Below are 2,216 nucleotides of genomic sequence, written 5' to 3'. Positions count from 1 at the left end.
GGCGATTACAAAAAAGCCTGGAGGATCACGGCTTCTATGTGGTCTATTTTGAGGCGGATGAAGAAGATATCGATCCGCAAAATGTGGAATACGTCGACATTTTACTGGCCTGTACGCGGCGGTTTCTGAAAGATATTCGCTCGGCGAATGCGGCTCCAATTCAAAATTGGTTGCGCGATCGCTGGCAGGAACTGAAAGATCTGGCACAGATGGAGGTTGCGATCGATAAAATTAACCTGGAGCAATCTCTCTCCGTGTTTACCAAACTCACGGCCAGCATTCGGGCTGAACCCACTCAACGGGCCAAAATTCGTGACCGGGTAAATCCTCACACCACCACTCTGTTGCAGGCGTTGAATGAGTTCATTGCTGATGCCCGACTGCATTTACCCAATGGCAAAACCAAACTGGCGATGATTGTAGATAACCTGGATCGAATTCCGATTAACTTCCGGGACAATGGCCGCAGCAATCATGAGGAAATTTTTCTCGATCGGAGTGAACAATTGAAAAGACTGGATGCCACATGGGCTATACTGTGCCCATTGCGCTGGTCTATTCCCGCTGGGCAAATGAGGTGCAGGCGATTTATGGCAAAACTCAGGTGCTGCCAATGGTGATGGTGCAGAAACCGGACGGCGCGGTATTTCCAGACGGACTCACGGAACTGCGACGGGCGATCGAGGTACGGGTGCAACCTCATGCCCCTGGCGTAGATCTGGAGACTCAAATCTTTGATAGTCATAACACGTTAGAGCGTCTGTGTCTGGCCTGTGGGGAACATATCCGGGAGTTAATGCAGATGATGTAGGAAGTACTCAACCGGATTGATCAATTTCCCATTGGGGGTGGGCCGTACAGCGGGCGATCACGGAACTGCGGGTGGTGTATCAGCGGACAGTGGAAGAACCGGAGTGGGCGCGGCTGGCTCTGGTGAGTCACCGTCGAGAGATTCCCAACGACAATGAGCACCGCAGTCTGCTACAACGCCGCTGCATTCTGGAATACTGCTGTCTGGATCAGGAGGGGGAGATTTGCACCTGGTATGATGTGCATCCGCTGATTTACAAACTGCAACGGTTTCAGGATGAACTCGCTAAACTGAACTCATGATGGCAAATTCCTTTGGCTGGGATGAGGAGTTACCGCCGGAGACTTGGGAAGAAGTCTACGGAGCTTTGCGGCGTGCTCTGCAACGTAAGCAGGAATTTGGGCTGTTTTTTGTCCAATGCTCTAAAAGTCAGGGGGAAAAGGTTGTCGCGGATTTACGGCGAGATTTGCCGCAGCAGCGCATCCAGGAATTGCACCTGCAGGGAGAAGTCACTACTCTGTATGACCAGATTGCCACCCTCTGGCAGGAACACCCCTTTGATGTGCTGGTGCTGGAAGGGTTGGAAGCCTCCCTCTACGCCTATGAAGACGTGAAACGCTTCAGTGGCTGGAGCAGTGAGGAGATTTACACCTACAGTTGGAAAGGCGTTCCCAAAATTTTGAATCATTTAAACCAGCAGCGAGAACATCTACAAAATGATTTTCCAGCCCGGTTTGTATTTCTGGTGCTGCCCTTTGTCGTAGATTACCTCATCCAGCGAGCCGCCGACTTTCTAGACTAGCGCTCTGGCCTGTTTCGCTTCCCCCCTGACCCTAGAGAGATTATCAAAGAATCTGAGCGATTTGTGGGAGGAGATTACGCTAAGTACTGTACCCTGACTCCTGATGTGCGGCTGAAAAAAATCTTAGAACTCAAGACTTTATAGGAACTGTGTTCGGACTCTGAGAGCAGAGCCAATTGTTTATTTGAACTTGGCTTGCTGTTCGCCGCAGAGAAAGACTATAGAAATGCTCTTACGACTTGGGAGAAGGCCCTAAGAGTCAAACCGGACTATGCCGCCGCCTGGAATAACCGGGGCCTTGCGCTGGATGACTTGGGGCGCAAAGAGGAGGCACTCATGAGTTATGACAAAGTCCTACAAATTCAATCTGGCTTTGCAGGTACTTATTACAACAAAGCCTGCTGTTATGGGTTACAGGAAGAGACTGATTTAGCCCTTGAAACTCTACGACAGGCAATTGACTTGGATGCTAAGTATCAAGACATGGCAAAAACTGACCCGAATTTCGATCGCATTCGCAACGACGCACGATTCCAGGCGTTAATCGAAGAAACGAACGATCGCGACTGATACCGAATGACGGGTGTTCGCTGTCGCATTCAT

Annotated in this window: 4 protein-coding genes and 1 pseudogene; all 5 read left to right on the top strand. The window is 50.3% G+C overall.

Going from position 1 to position 2,216, the window contains the following annotated elements; genetic code table 11:
- A pseudogene (locus tag ACUVQO_RS21130) lies at positions 1-620 on the top strand (ATP-binding protein); the annotation flags it as partial.
- On the top strand, positions 578-811 hold the full coding sequence (locus ACUVQO_RS21125; RefSeq protein ID WP_445927800.1) for a hypothetical protein: 234 nt from the start codon (positions 578-580) through the stop codon (positions 809-811). The pseudogene ACUVQO_RS21130 and the gene ACUVQO_RS21125, both read left to right, overlap by 43 nt.
- A gap of 71 nt (positions 812-882) precedes the next feature.
- A complete protein-coding gene (locus ACUVQO_RS21120) occupies positions 883-1,113 on the top strand; it encodes a hypothetical protein (RefSeq protein ID WP_445927799.1) in 231 nt (76 codons plus the stop codon).
- On the top strand, positions 1,110-1,613 hold the full coding sequence (locus ACUVQO_RS21115; protein ID WP_445927798.1) for a hypothetical protein: 504 nt from the start codon (positions 1,110-1,112) through the stop codon (positions 1,611-1,613). Before ACUVQO_RS21120 ends, ACUVQO_RS21115 begins: the two co-directional genes overlap by 4 nt.
- A 147-nt stretch (positions 1,614-1,760) precedes the next feature.
- Positions 1,761-2,183 (top strand): TPR end-of-group domain-containing protein, encoded by a 423-nt coding sequence (locus ACUVQO_RS21110; protein ID WP_445927802.1) that lies wholly within the window; start codon positions 1,761-1,763, stop codon positions 2,181-2,183.
- Positions 2,184-2,216: the final 33 nt, after the last annotated feature.

It is taken from the genome of Leptodesmis sp., assembly GCF_052746595.1.
The sequence above is the reverse complement of the archived record's forward strand: the minus strand, read 5'-3'. Positions and strand labels throughout refer to the sequence as shown.